Origin of the sequence: uncultured Aureimonas sp., assembly GCF_913775355.1 — a bacterium.
Classification (GTDB): Bacteria; Pseudomonadota; Alphaproteobacteria; order Rhizobiales; family Rhizobiaceae; genus Aureimonas.
The window spans coordinates 1-12,902 of sequence record NZ_CAJYIU010000181.1 but is presented as its reverse complement, the minus strand read 5'-3'; the positions used below and the strand labels follow the sequence as shown (position 1 = coordinate 12,902).

The following is a 12,902-nucleotide window of genomic DNA, read 5'->3' as shown; positions in this document are numbered from 1 at the left end:
GCACGTTGCGCGCGGCGGGACCGGCGATGGCGGTAACGTGGTGGATGCCGTGGCTCATGTCGGATCTCCCTGGATCGCGTTGCGTGGACCCAACATAATCGCAATGACGGCTCTGCGTCAGGTGCAGCCTGATTGCATCCGTGCAATGCTGCGCTTGCAGCTTTGGAGAGGGCAGGAGGCATGGAACTCGATCGACTGGCGTGGGACGACCTGCGGCTCGTCGGCGCAGTGGCCGAGACGGGCACGCTGCCGGCCGCGGCCGACCGGCTCCATGTCGCCCATTCCACCGTGTTCCGGCGGCTGCGCCAGATCGAGGCGGCGATGGGCTGCGCGCTGTTCGAGCGCGCTGGCGCGCGGCTCGTGCCGACAAGCGCCGGCGAGGAGATCGCGGCGGTCGCGCGCATCGTGGCCGAGGCGGTGGACGCCGCCGCGCTCCGCTTCGCGGGCCGCGAGCCGCTGCCGTCCGGCGAGGTTCGGGTCACCACCAACGATTCGCTCCTCGTGCATTTCCTGACGCCGCTGTTTGCCGGCTTCCGCCGCCATTGCCCGGCGGTGCGGCTCGATGTCGTGCTCGGCAATCCGGCGCTGAACCTGTCGAAGCGCGATGCGGACGTCGCGATCCGCGCCACCGACCGGCCGCCCGACACGCTGGTCGGCCGCAAGAGCGCTCGCATCGCCTGGGCGCTCTACGAAGGGCGAACAGGGGAGACGGAGGATTTCGTATCGCTCGGCGACGCGATGGGCGGCATGGCCGTGGTGCGGCATGTCGCGGCGACGATTCCCCCAGAGCGGATCGGCTACCGCGTCAACACGGTGCTGGGTCTGGCCGAGGCGGTCGAGGCGGGGCTCGGCCGCGGCTACCTGCCCTGCTTCGTCGGCGACGCGCGCGCCTCGCTGCGGCGGATCGGGGACCCGGACGAGCGCTTCGCGACCGATCTCTGGCTCCTGACCCATGCCGACCTTCGCCATGTGCCGCGCGTGCGCGCGCTGATGGACTATCTCGCCGAGCGGGTCGCGGCCGAGCGCCCGCTTCTCGAAGGCGAGCGGCCGCAACCCGGCTAACGAAGCGCCGATCGCCGCAGGGGCGAAATCCGGGAACCTCCCGGAATCGCGGTGGATTCGATTCGAATGGAACAAAAATTTGACGTCCCGACCCCGGAATCCGGCGTGCCGCCGAAGCGCCGCTCGCCACGCCGTGCGCCCTCCGCCCCGGCGGGGGATGCCTCGACCGAGCTCGTCGCCAAGGCGCGCCTCGTCCACGACCGGCTCTGCGCCGTCTACGGCTGCCCGATCGGCTACTTCCACGACCTCGATCCCTTGAGCGAACTCGTGTCCTCGCTCCTCTCGCACCGGACGCGCAACGCCGATTCGGGTCGCGCCTTCAAGGCGCTGCGGCAACGCTTTCCCGACTGGGCCGACGTGATCGCCGCGCCGACCGACGAGGTGGAGGCGCTGATCCATGGCGTGCGCTGGCCCGAGCTGAAGGCGCCCCGCATCCAGGCGATCCTGGCCGGCGTGCGCGAGCGGGCGGGACAGCTCGATCTCGGCTTTCTCGCCGACATGGCGCCGGAGGCGGCTCGGGCGTGGCTGGAGGCGCTGCCGGGCGTCGGACCGAAGACCAGCGCCGCGGTCCTATCCTTCTCGACGCTGCGCATGCCCGCCCTGCCGGTGGACAGCCATCACCACCGCGTCGCGATCCGGCTCGGGCTGATCGGCGCCGAGGTCGCGGTCGGCCCGTCCCATCCGGTTCTGCGGGCGCAACTGTCGGGCGACTGGAGCGCGCAGGACCTCTACGACAACCATGAGGTGCTGATGCTGCACGGGCAGAAGGTCTGCCACCATCGGCGCCCGGCCTGCGGCCGCTGCACGCTGGCTGACATCTGCCCGAGCACCTTCCAGGTGAACTGACCGCCGGGCCCGTTCGCGCGGGCCCGGCGGTCGCCGATCGGTCAGAGCGGCCCGTCGATCCGGCTGGGAGCGATCGGGTCGGAGGCCGGGAACGTGTCGTCCAGCGCCTCGTCGAGTTCCTCCTCCTGCGTCATCGGCCGTTCCTGGTCGCCGGGCGTGCGCTTGTCCTCGGCGATCGGTGGCAGGGGCGGCGTGCCCTCGGGCCGCGCCCCGTCGCGCGGCTGGACAAGCCCGTCCTCGCCGATCAGCTCGGGCAGGATCGGGTTGGGGCGGTCGGCGTCGTTCTCTTGCATCGACATGGGTCGTCCCTCTTCGAGATTGTCGCGGTCAGCCGGCACCGGCGTCGTCGCCGGCCTCGCCGTCGTCCGGCAGGCTGCCCGCGCCGGGGGTTGCATCGGGGTTGGTGAGTTCGGGTTTGGCGTGGGGGCCGGCGCCAGGCGTCTTGGGCTTGTCACTCTTGGCCTTGTCGCCCTCGGGTTCGCCGCGACCGGTATGCGGGGCCGAACCGTGCGTTTCTCCGCTCATGCTGCGTCTCCCTCGACTGACCTGTTCGGGAGGAGGACGCTGGCAGCCCCGCCGGGGTTCCCGGCGCGTTCGCAATGCAGCCACACGTTCGCGCAAGGCTTGCGGGGAACGCTGGCCCGCCGGCACCCACCCAACCGCCGGCAGGAGGCCGCCATGAGGATACGCCTGAGCGAGATCACCGAGGGTCAGGGCGAGATGCTGCGACGGCTCGACGACGGCCCGGCGCGCGATAGCGTCGGCCTCCACACCGGGGATCTGGCCACCGACGAGCTGCGCCGCTGCCTGGAGCTTCACGCGCTCGGGCTCGTGTCGGTCGCGATCGGATGGCGCGATACGTGCTGGTTCCGCTTGACGGCGTCCGGCCGTCGCCTCGGGCGTCAACTGCCGGCCTGAGCCTCCCACCAGGCGCTGGAGCGCTGAAGGAACTGCCGGAGAAGCCGGTCGCCGTCCGGCGTCAGCACGGATTCGGGGTGGAACTGGATTCCGAAGGTCGGATGGTCGCGGTGCGACAGGGCCATGATCTCGCCAGCCGGCGAGCGGGCGGTGACCCTCAGGTGCTCCGCCATCTCGTCCGTTTCGCGCACGATCAGCGAATGGTAGCGCCCGGCCTCGAACGGCCGGGCGAGGCCCTCGAACAGGTCCGCGCCGTCGTGGTCGAGCGGCGAGGCGCGCCCGTGCATCGGCTCCTGCGCGCGCTCGACGCGCCCCCCGAACTGCAGGCCGATCACCTGATGCCCGAGGCAGACGCCGAGGATCGGGAGATGGCCCGACAGGGCGCCGACCGCCTCCAGGCAGACGCCAGCCTCCGCCGGGCCGCAGGGGCCGGGCGACAGGACCAAAGCCTCGGGGGCGAGAGCACGGATGCCGGCCAGATCGATCCGGTCGCTGCGCACCACCGAGACCGCCGCGCCGTGTCGCTCGAGATAGCGCGCGAGGTTGTGGGTGAAGCTGTCGTAGTTGTCGAGGACGAGGATCATGGGGCCTCGAATGCAGCGAGGATGCGCGCCGCCTTGGTCTCGGTCTCCGCCCATTCCGCCGGTCCGTCGGACAGGATCGTGACGCCGCCGCCGGTGCCGAACGACACCGCGCCCCGTTCGAACTCCAGCGTGCGGATGGCGATCGACAGGTCCGCCGCGCCGCAGAACGAGAGCGCGGCGACCGAGCCGCAGTAGAGCCTGCGCGGCGCCCCTTCGATGGCGGCCACGATGTCGGTCGCGCGGATCTTCGGCGCGCCGGTGATCGAGCCGCCGGGAAAGGCGGCGGCGATCAACGCCCCGATGCCGAGGCCCGGCCGGAGGCGTCCGGTCACGGCCGACACGAGGTGATGCAGCCCGGCATAGGACTCCAGCGCGCACAGTTCGGGCACGTCGACCGAATCCGGCTCGCACACCCGCGACAGGTCGTTGCGCAGGAGATCGACGATCATGACGTTCTCGGCCCGGTCCTTCGGCGAGGCGAGAAGGGCCGCGGCGGCGGCCCGGTCGGCCACCTCGTCGCCCGCGCGCCGGATCGTCCCCTTGATCGGCCGCGTCTCCACATGGCCATCGCGAAGGCGCAGGAAGAGCTCGGGCGAGGCCGAGGCGACCGTGCGCTGCGGCTCCTCGAGAAAGGCGGCGTAGGGCGCCGGGTTCACGGCGCGCAGCCGCAGGTACAGAGCGAACGGGTCGAAACCCGCGGGCAGCGCGGCCCGGAGCCGGCGCGACAGGTTGGCCTGATAGACCTCGCCGTCGAGGATCAGCGCCTTCACGCGCTCCACATCGGCCGCGTAGGCGGCGGCATCCCGGCTCGAACGCCAGAGGGGCATGTCGGCAGGCAGGGCGACGGGGGCGGGCGCAGGCCTTGTAAGCGCAGCCTCGAAGAGATCGAGCCGTTCCCCGGCGTGCCGCTGCCGGTCGGCCAAGGGCGCAGCCGCGTCGAGCGCCGCCGAGAAGCCGGCGGAGACGAGACGGGCGGTGTCGTCCTCGTGGTCGATGACGAGTGCGGTGTCGTAGAGGCCGAAGCCGAGGAGCGGGCGCTGCGCGTCGAAGCCCGCCGGCCGATGGAGGGTCTCCACGAGATGGCCGGCCTCGAAGTCGATCGTGCCGACGAGGCCGCCGGCAAAGGGCGGAGCGTCGGCCCGCGGCTCGCTCCGGTAGCGCCGGAGCAGCGCATCGAGCGCCTCGAACGGCGGTGGGCCGAGGGGGGCGCCGTCGAGCCGCGCGCCGGCAAGACCGGCGTCGAAGCGCGCGAAGGGCGCGGCGGCGAGGATCGACCAGCGGCCGTTTCGCGGATGCGGGCGGGCGGAGTCCAGCCACGCGAGGCCGCCGAGCCCGCGCAGCCGCGCCGCCGCCTCGGCGGAAGAGGGGATGTCGATCGTCCGCTGCCACATGGAGCGAGGCTCCTACAGCATCGCCCGGCAAACCGGTATGGTGAAGTTCGCGGCCATCGGTGCCGGACGAGAGGCGCGAGGCCGACCCGTCGGCGACCGGGCCCGGTCGTCCCCGCTTCTTAGCCCTCGATCAGAAGGATGTGCAACGTCGCCGGCCCGTGGACGCCGATCACGAGGCTGCCCTCGATGTCGGTTGTGCCGCTCGGGCCGGTGACGACGACGAGGTTGCGCGAGCGGGCGAGATCCGCCCCGGCCACCGCATCCTCGAGATAGGCGACGATATCGCGCACCCGCAGCACCGCGATGTGGTGCAGCGGCAGGAAGGCATCGAGGATCGCCATCTCAGGCCCGGAGCGCAGGACGAGGCTCGCGGTCTCGGCGATCCCTCGCTCCGCCATCGACACCGACACGCGGTCGTCGACCTCGGCGGAGGGGGCAAGGCCCGCCGCCGGCCAGTCGAGGCGCTCGAGATCGGGCAGCGGCTGGATCTTCAAGGCGGGCGCGAGGCTGAGCGCATCAAGGCGCCGCGCGCAGGCGGCCGGCACGTCGCCGAGGCTCCCGAGGCGCTCCGAGGATGCGCCCGGCGGCAGGCGCTTCACGGCCGCCTCGAACAGGGCGACGGGATCGCCCTCGGGCAGACGCGGGCGCACCCGCTCCGGCTCGGCGAGCAGCGCGTCGGCCTCGGCCCGGACGGCGGCGGGGTCCGCCGGCTTGCCGAGGGCACGGCCGATCGCGGAAAAGATCGTCTCGCGCGCGCTCATGCGTCTCTCGCGCGCTTCTGCCGCGCGGCCTCCTGTTCCAGGAAGGTCGGCCCCGGCGGCGGCGCCGGCATGTCGCGGTGGAGTGTCCAGGCGCCCGCAAGACCCGGGAGCTTCGCGATCGCGCCGCGCCGGCCGCCCATCGCGCGCAGCACCCGCCCGGCCAGTGCCGTGCCGAGGCGATAGAGGCGCGGACGCGTCGCGGCGAGGGTGAAGAGGCTCAAGCCGTAGCGCATCGAGCGCGGCTCCAGCCCCTCCCGCCAGCTCCGCTCGCGCCAGCCCTTGATGAGGGTCGGCAGCGGAATGTCGACCGGGCAGACCTCGCGGCAGCGCCCATTCAGGGTGCAGGCATGGGCGAGATCGCGGGTCTTCTCCGTCAGCCCGTCGAAGACGGGGGTGAGCACCGCCCCCATCGGGCCGGGATAGGTGCCGCCATAGGCGTGGCCGCCGATCTGGTTGAACACCGGGCAATGGTTCATGCAGGCGCCGCAGCGGATGCAGCGGAGCATGTCGCGCAGCGCATGGTCGGCGAGCATCCTCGTGCGCCCGTTGTCGACGAGGACGATGTGCATCTCCTCCGGCCCGTCGAGGTCGCCCGCCCGCTTCGGCCCGGTGTGGAAGGTCGTGTACTGCGTGAGCGCCGCGCCCGTCGCCGAGCGCACGAGAAGCCGCAGCATCATCGCCGCGTGGCCCATGGAGGGCACCAGCTTCTCGATGCCCGCCGTGACGATGTGGACGCGCGGCGGCGTCGTCGTCATCTCGGCGTTGCCCTCGTTGGTCACGGTGCAGACCGAGCCCGTATCGGCGACGAGGAAGTTGGCGCCGGAAATGCCGACCTCGGCGGCGAGGAAGCGCCGGCGCAGGTGCCGCCGGGCGGACGCGGCCATCGCCTCCGCCGTTTCCTCGCGGTGCGGCTCGGCGTGGGACGCCTTGAAGAGTTCGGAGATCTGCTCGCGCGTCTTGTGCATGGCCGGCCAGATGATGTGGCTCGGTCGCTCGCCCGCGAGCTGGACGATATGCTCGGCAAGATCCGTCTCGACCCGCTCGATGCCGGCCGCCTCCAAGGCGCGCGGCAGGCCGATCTCCTCGCCGAGCATCGATTTCGAGCGCGTCGCGCTTTTCGCGCCCGCCTTGCGGCAGAGGTCGACGACGATGCGGCAGGCCTCGTCCGAGGTCGCGGCGTAGTGCACGACCGCTCCGTTCGCCGCGGCGTTGCGCTCGAACTCGGCGAGGTAGTGCCCGAGGTTGGCGACGACGTGGTCCTTGATGGCGCGGCCGCGCTCGCGCGCCACCGAAAAATCCGGCCACTGGCCGACGATCGCCGCGCGCTTGGTGCGGGCGGTGCCGGTCGTCCGGTCGATCGCGACCTTCAGCCAGTCGTCGGCAAGGGCTTCGCGGGTGCGGGCGTGGAAGTCGAGCTCGGCCCGCTGGCTGGTGGCGCTCATCGCTTCGTCTCCCGGCCGGGCACCTCGCCGATCGCCGGTGTTGCGAGCCGCCCGGTCAGCGCCTCCACCGTGTGGAAGGCCCGGACGCTCGAGCCGCGTCGCCCGAGCCGCCCGGCCATGTTCATCAGGCAGCCGAGATCGCCCCCGAGAAGGATGTCGGCGCCGGTGCCCTCGATCGCGCGCGCCTTCTCGTCGACGACGGCATTGGAGATCGCCGGATACTTCACGCAGAACGTGCCGCCGAAGCCGCAGCACACGTTCGCATCCGGCAGCGGCACCATTTCCAGCCCCGGAACGCTGCCCAGAAGCCGGCGCGGCTGATCGTGGACGCCGAGCTCGCGCAGGCCCGAACAGGTGTCGTGATAGGTCGCGCGGGCGTCGACCGGGCGGATCGACTCGGGACGGAAGCCGAGGACGTCGACGAGGAAGCTCGTGATCTCGAAGGCGCGCGCGGCCAGCCGTTCGGCACGCGGGGCCCAGACCGCTTCGCCCGCGAAGGTCTCGGGGTATGTGTGGCGGATCGTGCCGATGCAGGAGCCGGACGGGGCGACGACATAGTCGTAGCCCTCCAGCGCCTCGATCTGACGGCGGGCCATCGCCCGGCCGTCCGCCTCGTCGCCGGAATTGAAGGCGGGCTGGCCGCAGCAGGTCTGGTCGAGGGGCACCTCGACGCGGGCGCCGGCCGCGAGAAGCAGCTCGCGCGTCGCCTCGGCGACGGCCGGACGCATCACGTTGACGAGGCAGGTCACGAAGAGCGCGACGCGCGGCGCTTCGCCGGCGGGCGGGCGCCCCGGCGTCGGTTGGGTCTGCGCGGTCATGTCCTCGACCAGTCCTCTCCGGCGGTATCGGCTGGTTGTGGGCCCACCCGCCCGGCGTTGCAAGCCGCTTCTGGCGCCGGCCGTACACCATGGGTGGGGATGCCGCCGGCTGTCATGAGAGTTTCGCTTGGCGATCGGACGAAGCCATGCTTAACTTTTCCTCAACAGCAACGGAGGCCCAAGAAATGTTCGTTGTGCGCATGGACTACGAGGACGTCCGCAAGTTTCAGGCCTTCCGCTCGGTGGTGGACGCGCGCGCTCACGCCCGCCGCTGCCGCCAGGAGGACGACCTCGGCGAGGTGGGCATCCGCATCTTCGACGTGCCGGACACGACGGACGCCGAGATCGCGGTGATGGCGGTGCGCGACGGACTGGGCATTCCGGTCGGCGAGGCCGAGCCCGACGCCGCGCTGATCCTCGCCTCCATGGGGCTCGGAACCGGCCTGCGGATATGACGATCCGTCGCACCATCCGGGAACACTTGCCGCATCCCGTCCGTTTTGCGTGCCTGAAACCGGACAGGAGCCGTTACCTATGGCAACCGATGCATTCCAGCAGGGCAAGCTCGCCTTCCAGAACAACGTGCCGAAGTCGGCCTGCGAATACCCGGCCGGCTCGACGCTGCGCAACGAGTGGATGGAGGGCTGGACGCAGGGGCTGAACGCGCGCCCCGCGGACCATTCCCACGATGCCGATCACGAGCGCGAAACGCGCCACTGACCGGCCTTCCGACCGAATATTCATCACGTCCTCGTGAGGTCGGCGGCGCAATCCGCCGGCTTTGCGGCATTGTGCCCAAACCCGCCAGCCATGCACTGGCCGAATGTGTCGCGCGCCATAGGTCCTGAAGGAGCGGACGGCCAACCTTTGGCTGCGTCGACCGCCGAGGGGGATCGCGGCGCGGGGGCGCCTCGTCGGTCCGAGCATGGGGGCCGACCTGAAACGCTTGCACACCCAATCCGCGTGGATCGCTCGATCGGTCGCCCTGGCAGGGGCCGGCCTCGCGCTCGCCGCCTGTCGCGGCCCGCAGTCGACCTTCGATCCGGCGGGCACGGAGTCCGAAAGGGTCCTTCATCTTTTCTGGTGGATGCTGGGCGGCGCGGTCCTGATCTGGCTCTTCGTCATGGGCCTGTCGGTCTACGCGACCAAGGTCCGCCCGAAGGCCCATAGCGAGCGCACCGGCACCAAGCTGATCCTCTGGGGCGGCGTCGCCTTCCCGGTGGTCGTCCTCACCGTGCTCCTCGTCTTCGGCCTCCAGATGATGCCGGGCTTCCGCGCGCCCGCCGACGGGCCGCGCATTGCGGTCTCCGGCGAGCGCTTCTGGTGGCGGGTGCACTATGAGGCGCCTGACACGCCGGGCGTCGCCAAGGTCCTGTCGGGCGAGGGCGTGCCCTCGGCCAACGAGCTCTGGATCCCGGTCGGCAAGCGCACCGAGATCCTCCTGTCGAGCCCCGACGTAATCCATTCCTTCTGGGTGCCCAACATCGCCGGCAAGGTGGACACGATCCCCGGCCGCATCACGCGCATCGTCCTCGAGCCGACACGGACCGGCACGTTCCACGGCATCTGCGCCGAGTTCTGCGGCGATGCGCACGCACAGATGCGCTTCGTGGTGAAGGTCGTCTCGGAGGCCGATTTCGCCGCGCGCGTCGAGGCCGAGCGGGCCCCCGCCGCCGTCCTCGACCATCCCGGCCGCGCCGCCTTCGAGGCCAACGGCTGCGGTGCCTGCCATCAGGTGCGCGGCACGGGTTCCGCGGGCCTCGTCGGACCCGATCTCACGCATCTGGCTTCACGTGAAACACTGGGCGCCGGCATCCTGCCGATGACCGTCGACAACATCCAGCGCTTCATCGCGCTCACAGAACACGAGAAGCCGGGCGTCCAGATGCCGTCGTTCGCGACGCTGCCGCAGGCCGAGACCCGTTCCATGGCCGAATGGCTGGAGACTCTGAAATGAGCGCGGCCGTCGAACTGAACGCCATGCGTCGTCCGCAAGACCCGGACCAGGAGGACGAGGCCGTCCGCAAGGGGCAGCAGGAGCGCCTGATCAAGGTCTGGGACACCCCGCCCGGCTGGCGCTACTGGTCCGACGTCAACAACACGACGGTCGGCGTCTGGTACACAGTCACCTCGTTCGCCTTCATGCTGTTCGCGGGCGTCTTGGGGCTCCTGATCCGCGTGCAGCTCGCGGTGCCCGACAACGACTTCCTGTCGGCGACGATGTACAACCAGGTGTACACGCTGCACGGCACCGTGATGATGTTCCTGTTCGCCGTCCCGATCTTCGAGGCGGTGGCGGTGATCCTCTTGCCGCAGATGCTCGGCGCGCGCGACCTGCCGTTCCCGCGCCTGTCGGCCTTCGGCTACTGGTGCTTCCTGATCGGCGGCATCTTCGTGTGCGGCTCGATCTTCTTCGGGCAGGCGCCCAATTCCGGCTGGTTCATGTACCCGCCGCTGACGACGCAGGCGCGCTTCACGCCGGGCTACGGCGCCGACATCTGGCTACTCGGCCTGTCGTTCATCGAGGTCGCCTCGATCGCGGCGGCGGTCGAGCTCATCGTCGGAACGCTGAAGTGCCGCCCGCCCGGCATGCGCCTCAACCTCATGCCGCTCTACGCCTGGTACGTGCTCGTCGTCGCGGCGATGATCCTCTTCGCCTTCCCGCCGCTGATCGCCGGCGACATCCTGTTCGAGATGGAGCGCCTGTTCGACTGGCCCTTCTTCGACCCGACGCGGGGCGGCGATCCGATGCTCTGGCAGCATCTGTTCTGGATCTTCGGCCATCCGGAGGTCTACATCATCTTCCTGCCGGCGATCGCGCTGCTGGCGATGATCATCCCGACCTTCGCGCGGCGCCCGCTGCTCGGCTATTCCTGGATCGTGCTGGCGGCGGTGGGCACCGGATTCCTGAGCTTCGGGCTCTGGGTCCACCACATGTTCACGACCGGCCTGCCGGCGATCTCGCTCGGCTTCTTCTCGGCGGCTTCGGAGGCCGTCGCGATCCCGACGGGCGTCCAGATCTTCGTGTTCCTTGCCACCTGCCTTGCCGGCAACGTCATCTATTCTGTGCCGATGCTGTTCGTGTCCGGCGCGCTTGGCATCTTCGTGCTCGGCGGTCTCACCGGCGTCATGGTGGCGCTCGCGCCCTTCGACTGGCAGGTACACGACACCTACTTCGTCGTCGCGCACCTCCACTACGTGATCCTCGGCGGCGTCCTCTTCCCGATCGTCGCCGGCATCTACTACTACTGGCCGATCGTCGCCTCCCGGAAGCTCCACGACACGGCGGGCAAGATCGCGTTCTGGCTGATGTTCATCGGCTTCAACGTCGCGTTCTTCCCGATGCACTATTCCGGCATGATCGGCATGCCGCGGCGGGTCTATACGTATCCCGCACAGATGGGGCTGGAGATCCCGAACCTCATCTCGACGGTCGGTGCCTTCATCTTCGCCGCCGGCTTCCTGACCGTGATCGTCGACATGTTCCGGCCGCGCAAGGACCCCTACGCCAGCCGCAATCCCTGGAACGCCGGCACGATCGAATGGTCGGGCGAGATCCCCGACCAGCCTTGGGGCGTGCGCTCGGTGCCGATCGTGAAATCCCGCTACCCGCTCTGGGACCAGCCGGGCTTCGTCGACGACATGGACAAGGGCCGCTTCTATCTGCCGGACGCGCAGGAGGGAAAGCGCGAGACGCTGGTCACGAGCGTCCTCGACGCCGAGCCGATCCAGTGCCTGCGCGTGCCCGGTCCCTCGTTCGTGCCGATGTGGGCGGCGATCTTCCTCGGCGCCTGCTTCATCGCCGCGACCTTCCATCTGTGGACGGTGACGATCGCAGCGCTCGTCGTCGCCATCGCGGTCATCCTGTTCTGGCTCTGGAAGGCGACGGCCGTCATTCCTGAGAAGGAGACGAAATACGTTGGCCTGGGGCTGGAGCTGCCGCTCTACGTTTCCGGCCCGCACTCCGTGTCGTGGTGGGCGATGTTCATCACCATGATGGGCGATGCGACGGCCTTCCTGTCGCTGTGCTTCGGCTACTACTTCTTCTTCACCGTCCATGCCGACTTCCCGCCGGCGGGGACGCAAGGGCCCGGCCTCCTGTGGCCGACGATGTCGCTGGCCCTCTTCGCGCTCGCCTGGGGCAGCTGCCTCGTCTCGCACCGCGTCCTGAAGGCGGGCAGCGTCGGGGGCGCGCGCGCGCTCCTCGCGCTCTCGTTTGTCGCCTCGCTCGGCGCCGGTGCAACGCTCCTCTGGGGGCCGCACGCGACGGGGCTCCAGCCAACCGCCCACGTCTATCCCGCGACCGTCTGGATCCTCGCCATCTGGACCGCGATCCACGCCTTCGTCGGCACGCTGATGGTCGGCTACTGCCTCGCCCGCTCGTTCCGGGGCTTCCTGACGCCGCGCCACGACATCGACCTGTCGAACGTGACGCTCTACTGGCACTTCGCCATGGCGACCGGCCTGGTGACGGTGGCCACCATCGCCTTCTTCCCGCTTGTCGCCGGTGGAGGCTGAGAATGACTTTCGAAGCCTCCGGGGTCGGGCAGCGAGATCTTTTCCCCGCCGAACTGCGTTGCCGATGCTTGGCCAAGCCGCCAGCATCGACTGTGCTCGGCGCCTTGTCGACGACGAAAATTCCTCCGCCGCCCTCCGCCCGGCGGCTCCGAAAGTCATTCTGATATGCTCGGCTTGCGGCGCGGCACGCGCGACAGTCTCATCACCATGATCGCGACGCCCACGGTGTGGGCGCTGCACTTCCTGTTCTGCTACATCGCGGCCGCGGTGGTCTGCGCGCCCAACACCAACATCTTCGAGCCGATCGGCGGCGTGCGTGCGGCGATCGCGGTGGCGACCTTCGCCGGCCTCGTCTTCTGCTGGTTCGCGGGCATCCGCGCCTGGCGCGAATGGAAGCAGGCCGGCGGGAAGCCGCCGCACGACCAGCCCACCGACGACGACCGCGAGCGCCAGATGGAACTGGCCTCCGTGCTCCTGTCGGGCCTGTCGTTCCTCGCCATCATCTTCACCGCGCTGCCGGCGCTGCTCGTGGCGGACTGCCGGTGAGCCCCGCCCTCAGCCG

General features: G+C 70.3%; 15 protein-coding genes. 8 read left to right on the top strand and 7 right to left on the bottom strand.

What is annotated here, in order from left to right; all coding sequences use genetic code 11:
• Positions 1–180: 180 nt before the first annotated feature.
• Both QZ753_RS11470 and nth read left to right on the top strand, forming a co-directional pair.
• Positions 181–1,062, top strand: a complete 882-nt coding sequence (locus QZ753_RS11470) for a LysR family transcriptional regulator (RefSeq protein ID WP_294643844.1) — start codon at positions 181–183, stop codon at positions 1,060–1,062.
• A 66-nt stretch (positions 1,063–1,128) separates the two neighbouring features.
• Complete coding sequence (nth, locus tag QZ753_RS11465) at positions 1,129–1,908, top strand: Fe-S cluster assembly protein HesB (RefSeq protein ID WP_294643842.1); 780 nt, start codon at positions 1,129–1,131, stop codon at positions 1,906–1,908.
• 41 nt (positions 1,909–1,949) lie between these two features.
• Here nth and QZ753_RS11460 read toward each other — a convergent pair whose 3' ends face one another.
• Together QZ753_RS11460 and QZ753_RS11455 are read right to left on the bottom strand one after the other, a co-directional pair.
• The gene (locus QZ753_RS11460; protein ID WP_294643841.1) at positions 1,950–2,207 is read right to left on the bottom strand and encodes a hypothetical protein; all 258 of its coding nucleotides are present in this window, start codon (positions 2,205–2,207) and stop codon (positions 1,950–1,952) included.
• Positions 2,208–2,235: 28 nt separating this feature from the next.
• A complete protein-coding gene (locus tag QZ753_RS11455) occupies positions 2,236–2,433 on the bottom strand; it encodes a hypothetical protein (RefSeq protein WP_294643839.1) in 198 nt (65 codons plus the stop codon).
• Between the two features lie 153 nt (positions 2,434–2,586).
• Between QZ753_RS11455 and QZ753_RS11450 the strand changes: the two genes are divergently transcribed.
• Positions 2,587–2,826 (top strand): hypothetical protein, encoded by a 240-nt coding sequence (locus tag QZ753_RS11450; RefSeq protein WP_090965814.1) that lies wholly within the window; start codon positions 2,587–2,589, stop codon positions 2,824–2,826.
• Here QZ753_RS11450 and QZ753_RS11445 read toward each other — a convergent pair.
• The 5 genes from QZ753_RS11445 to QZ753_RS11425 all read right to left on the bottom strand — a co-directional run bounded on the left by QZ753_RS11445 (position 2,811) and on the right by QZ753_RS11425 (position 7,822).
• A complete protein-coding gene (locus QZ753_RS11445) occupies positions 2,811–3,410 on the bottom strand; it encodes an aminodeoxychorismate/anthranilate synthase component II (protein WP_294643835.1) in 600 nt (199 codons plus the stop codon). The genes QZ753_RS11450 and QZ753_RS11445 overlap by 16 nt on opposite strands.
• Complete coding sequence (locus QZ753_RS11440; protein WP_294643833.1) at positions 3,407–4,801, bottom strand: anthranilate synthase component I family protein; 1,395 nt, start codon at positions 4,799–4,801, stop codon at positions 3,407–3,409. Before QZ753_RS11440 ends, QZ753_RS11445 begins: the two co-directional genes overlap by 4 nt.
• Before the next feature lie 119 nt (positions 4,802–4,920).
• On the bottom strand, positions 4,921–5,562 hold the full coding sequence (locus tag QZ753_RS11435; protein WP_294643831.1) for an LUD domain-containing protein: 642 nt from the start codon (positions 5,560–5,562) through the stop codon (positions 4,921–4,923).
• Positions 5,559–7,004, bottom strand: a complete 1,446-nt coding sequence (locus QZ753_RS11430; RefSeq protein ID WP_294643829.1) for a LutB/LldF family L-lactate oxidation iron-sulfur protein — start codon at positions 7,002–7,004, stop codon at positions 5,559–5,561. The genes QZ753_RS11435 and QZ753_RS11430 overlap by 4 nt, the downstream gene beginning before the upstream one ends.
• Complete coding sequence (locus QZ753_RS11425; RefSeq protein WP_294643826.1) at positions 7,001–7,822, bottom strand: (Fe-S)-binding protein; 822 nt, start codon at positions 7,820–7,822, stop codon at positions 7,001–7,003. The genes QZ753_RS11430 and QZ753_RS11425 overlap by 4 nt, the downstream gene beginning before the upstream one ends.
• Before the next feature lie 185 nt (positions 7,823–8,007).
• Here QZ753_RS11425 and QZ753_RS11420 point away from each other — a divergent pair, with 185 nt between their 5' ends.
• From QZ753_RS11420 to QZ753_RS11400, 5 genes are all read left to right on the top strand, one after another.
• Positions 8,008–8,277, top strand: coding sequence for a hypothetical protein (locus QZ753_RS11420; RefSeq protein ID WP_055885360.1), 270 nt, complete (start codon positions 8,008–8,010; stop codon positions 8,275–8,277).
• Positions 8,278–8,356: 79 nt separating this feature from the next.
• Positions 8,357–8,542, top strand: coding sequence for an Rmf/CrpP family protein (locus QZ753_RS11415; RefSeq protein WP_294643821.1), 186 nt, complete (start codon positions 8,357–8,359; stop codon positions 8,540–8,542).
• Positions 8,543–8,768: 226 nt separating this feature from the next.
• A complete protein-coding gene (locus QZ753_RS11410; RefSeq protein WP_294643819.1) occupies positions 8,769–9,779 on the top strand; it encodes a c-type cytochrome in 1,011 nt (336 codons plus the stop codon).
• A gap of 23 nt (positions 9,780–9,802) precedes the next feature.
• Positions 9,803–12,340 (top strand): cytochrome c oxidase subunit I, encoded by a 2,538-nt coding sequence (gene ctaD / locus QZ753_RS11405; RefSeq protein ID WP_294643845.1) that lies wholly within the window; start codon positions 9,803–9,805, stop codon positions 12,338–12,340.
• A 165-nt stretch (positions 12,341–12,505) separates the two neighbouring features.
• Positions 12,506–12,886, top strand: a complete 381-nt coding sequence (locus tag QZ753_RS11400) for a hypothetical protein (RefSeq protein ID WP_294643816.1) — start codon at positions 12,506–12,508, stop codon at positions 12,884–12,886.
• Positions 12,887–12,902: the final 16 nt, after the last annotated feature.

What these genes read in the sequence shown, in the direction of transcription:
- QZ753_RS11450 (WP_090965814.1), top strand. Translation starts at nt 2,587, where the DNA reads ATGAGGATACGCCTGAGCGAGATCACCGAGGGTCAGGGCGAGATGCTG.
- QZ753_RS11435 (WP_294643831.1), bottom strand. Translation starts at nt 5,562, where the DNA reads ATGAGCGCGCGCGAGACGATCTTTTCCGCGATCGGCCGTGCCCTCGGC.
- QZ753_RS11400 (WP_294643816.1), top strand. Translation starts at nt 12,506, where the DNA reads ATGCTCGGCTTGCGGCGCGGCACGCGCGACAGTCTCATCACCATGATC.
- QZ753_RS11415 (WP_294643821.1), top strand. Translation starts at nt 8,357, where the DNA reads ATGGCAACCGATGCATTCCAGCAGGGCAAGCTCGCCTTCCAGAACAAC.
- QZ753_RS11430 (WP_294643829.1), bottom strand. Translation starts at nt 7,004, where the DNA reads ATGAGCGCCACCAGCCAGCGGGCCGAGCTCGACTTCCACGCCCGCACC.
- QZ753_RS11445 (WP_294643835.1), bottom strand. Translation starts at nt 3,410, where the DNA reads ATGATCCTCGTCCTCGACAACTACGACAGCTTCACCCACAACCTCGCG.
- QZ753_RS11440 (WP_294643833.1), bottom strand. Translation starts at nt 4,801, where the DNA reads ATGTGGCAGCGGACGATCGACATCCCCTCTTCCGCCGAGGCGGCGGCG.
- ctaD (WP_294643845.1), top strand. Translation starts at nt 9,803, where the DNA reads ATGCGTCGTCCGCAAGACCCGGACCAGGAGGACGAGGCCGTCCGCAAG.
- QZ753_RS11470 (WP_294643844.1), top strand. Translation starts at nt 181, where the DNA reads ATGGAACTCGATCGACTGGCGTGGGACGACCTGCGGCTCGTCGGCGCA.
- QZ753_RS11455 (WP_294643839.1), bottom strand. Translation starts at nt 2,433, where the DNA reads ATGAGCGGAGAAACGCACGGTTCGGCCCCGCATACCGGTCGCGGCGAA.
- QZ753_RS11420 (WP_055885360.1), top strand. Translation starts at nt 8,008, where the DNA reads ATGTTCGTTGTGCGCATGGACTACGAGGACGTCCGCAAGTTTCAGGCC.
- QZ753_RS11460 (WP_294643841.1), bottom strand. Translation starts at nt 2,207, where the DNA reads ATGTCGATGCAAGAGAACGACGCCGACCGCCCCAACCCGATCCTGCCC.
- QZ753_RS11425 (WP_294643826.1), bottom strand. Translation starts at nt 7,822, where the DNA reads ATGACCGCGCAGACCCAACCGACGCCGGGGCGCCCGCCCGCCGGCGAA.
- nth (WP_294643842.1), top strand. Translation starts at nt 1,129, where the DNA reads ATGGAACAAAAATTTGACGTCCCGACCCCGGAATCCGGCGTGCCGCCG.